Raw genomic sequence first — 2,452 nt, 5'->3', positions numbered from 1 at the left:
AGCCACAAAGAGGCGATGCTTGGGGAAGGGGGGGGGGGGGGGTTCTTGTTTTTTTTTGTTCTCCCCCCCCCCCCCCCCCCCCACCCCCAGCCCCCCCGAGGCCCCCCCCCCCCCCCCCCCCCCCCCCCCCCCCCCCCCCCCGCCGGTCGGAGCCCCGTCGCGGGCGCACTGTCACCGGCCGCACCACCCGCCGCGACCTGCGGAGCAATGACGCTTTCTTAACGCGGGGCGATGACGCGTCCTTAACGCCGGTCGCATAGCCTGTCGCACTGCCGTCGCCCGACGGCGCTTTTACGGGGTCTTTAACAAGAGGTGCAAGGTGGTTTCGTCGGGTTCGACGGAGGCGGCGACGGCGGAACCGTCGTCGGCGCGAATACGGTTGCGGGGCTGGCTGCTGGAGGGCGTGTCGGCGGACAAGCCGGCCACCGGGGAGGCCGGTCAGGACGGTTCGCAGGGCGGCGCGCAGGCGGGGGACTCCGGCGCGCACAAGGGCCAGCGCTGGTGGCGGGTGATGTGCCTGACCGGCCTGGACTACTTCTCCACGCTCGGCTACCAGCCGGGCATCGCCGCCCTGGCGGCGGGCGTGCTGTCGCCGATCGCGACGATCGTCCTGGTGGTCGTCACCCTGCTGGGCGCGCTGCCGGTCTACCGGCGGGTCGCGCAGGAGAGCCCGCGGGGTGAGGGCTCGATCGCCATGCTGGAGCGGCTGTTGTCGTTCTGGAAGGGCAAACTGTTCGTCCTGGCGCTGCTCGGTTTCGCGGCGACGGACTTCCTCATCACGATCACCCTGTCGGCCGCCGACGCGAGCGCGCACCTGGTGGAGAACCCGCACCTGACCAGCGTCCTCGGCGGCAAGCAGGTGCTGATCACGCTGATCCTGGTCGCGCTGCTCGGCGCGGTGTTCCTGAAGGGCTTCAGCGAGGCGATCGGCCTGGCGGTGGCCCTGGTCGGGGTCTACCTGGCGCTGAACGTGGTCGTGGTGGCCGTCGGCATCTGGAAGATCATCCAGGCGCCGCACGTGGTCACGGACTGGACCACTGCGCTGACCGCCCAGCACGGCAACCCGGTGATCATGGTGGGCGTGGCGCTGGTGGTCTTCCCGAAGCTGGCGCTCGGCCTGTCCGGCTTCGAGACCGGCGTCGCCGTGATGCCGCACATTGAGGGGGACCCGGACGACACCGAGGAGAAGCCCACCGGCCGGATCCGCGGCACCCGCAAGCTGCTCACCACGGCCGCCGTGATCATGAGCTGCTTCCTGATCACCACCAGCTTCATCACCACCCTGCTGATCCCGGCCGACCAGTTCAAGCCCGGCGGTGACGCGAACGGCCGCGCCCTCGCCTACCTGGCCCACGAGTACCTGGGCGGCACCTTCGGCAGCGTCTACGACCTGTCCACCATCGCCATCCTCTGGTTCGCCGGCGCCTCCGCCATGGCGGGCATGCTCAACCTGCTGCCGCGCTACCTGCCCCGCTACGGCATGGCCCCGCACTGGGCGCGTGCGGTGCGGCCGATGGTGATCGTGCTGACCCTGATCGGCTTCCTGGTCACCTGGCTGTTCGACGCCAACGTGGACGCCCAGGGCGGCGCGTACGCGACCGGTGTGCTGGTGCTGATCAGTTCGGCGGCCATCGCCGTCACCATCGCCGCGTACAAGGCGAAGCAGCGGGGCTGGACCACCGCCTTCGCGATCATCGCGGCGATCTTCCTGTACACCACCGTGCTGAACTGCCTGGAGCGGCCGGACGGTCTGAAGATCGGCGCCTGCTTCATCGCCGGCATCATCCTGGTCTCGCTGCTCTCCCGGCTGCGCCGCGCCTTCGAGTTGCGCGTCACCGACGTGGTACTGGACGACGTGGCGGAACGTTTCGTCAGGGACTACGCGCACCGCCCGCTGCGGCTGATCGCCAACGAGCCGACCCGCCGCGACGTCGCCGAGTACCGCGACAAGATCCGCCAGATCCGCGCCGACAACGACATCCCTGGTGAGGACGACCTGGTCTTCGTCGAGGTGACCGTCCGGGACGCCTCCGACTTCGAGACCGAGCTGACCGTGCGCGGCGAGGTGCTGCACGGCCGCTACCGGGTGCTGACACTGGAGAGCTCCAGCATCCCGAACGCGATCGCCGCGCTGGCCCTCACCATCCGGGACCGCACCGGGCAGCAGCCGCACCTCTACTTCGAGTGGACCGAGGGCAACCCCTTCGCCCAGTTCCTGCGGTTCTTCCTGTTCGGCCAGGGCGAGGTGGCCCCGGTCACCCGCGAGGTGCTGCGCGAGGCCGAACCCGACCGCAGCCGCCGCCCGCGCGTCCACGTCGGCTGACGCTCCGCCGCACGACGTCGTGGGGGGGGGGGGGGGGGGGGGGGGAGGGGGGGGGGGGGGGGGGGGGGGGGGGGGGGGGAGGGGGAGAGGGGGGGGGGGGGGTGGGGGGGGGGGGGGGGGGGGGGGGTC

At 71.4% G+C, this 2,452-nt stretch carries 1 protein-coding gene; it reads left to right on the top strand.

Going from position 1 to position 2,452, the window contains the following annotated elements:
* Positions 1-319 precede the first annotated feature (319 nt).
* On the top strand, positions 320-2,323 hold the full coding sequence (locus AC07AL_RS20860) for an APC family permease (RefSeq protein WP_478317923.1): 2,004 nt from the start codon (positions 320-322) through the stop codon (positions 2,321-2,323).
* Positions 2,324-2,452: the final 129 nt, after the last annotated feature.

This window comes from Kitasatospora sp. NPDC043949 (genome assembly GCF_056435365.1).
The sequence above is the reverse complement of the archived record's forward strand: the minus strand, read 5'-3'. Positions and strand labels throughout refer to the sequence as shown.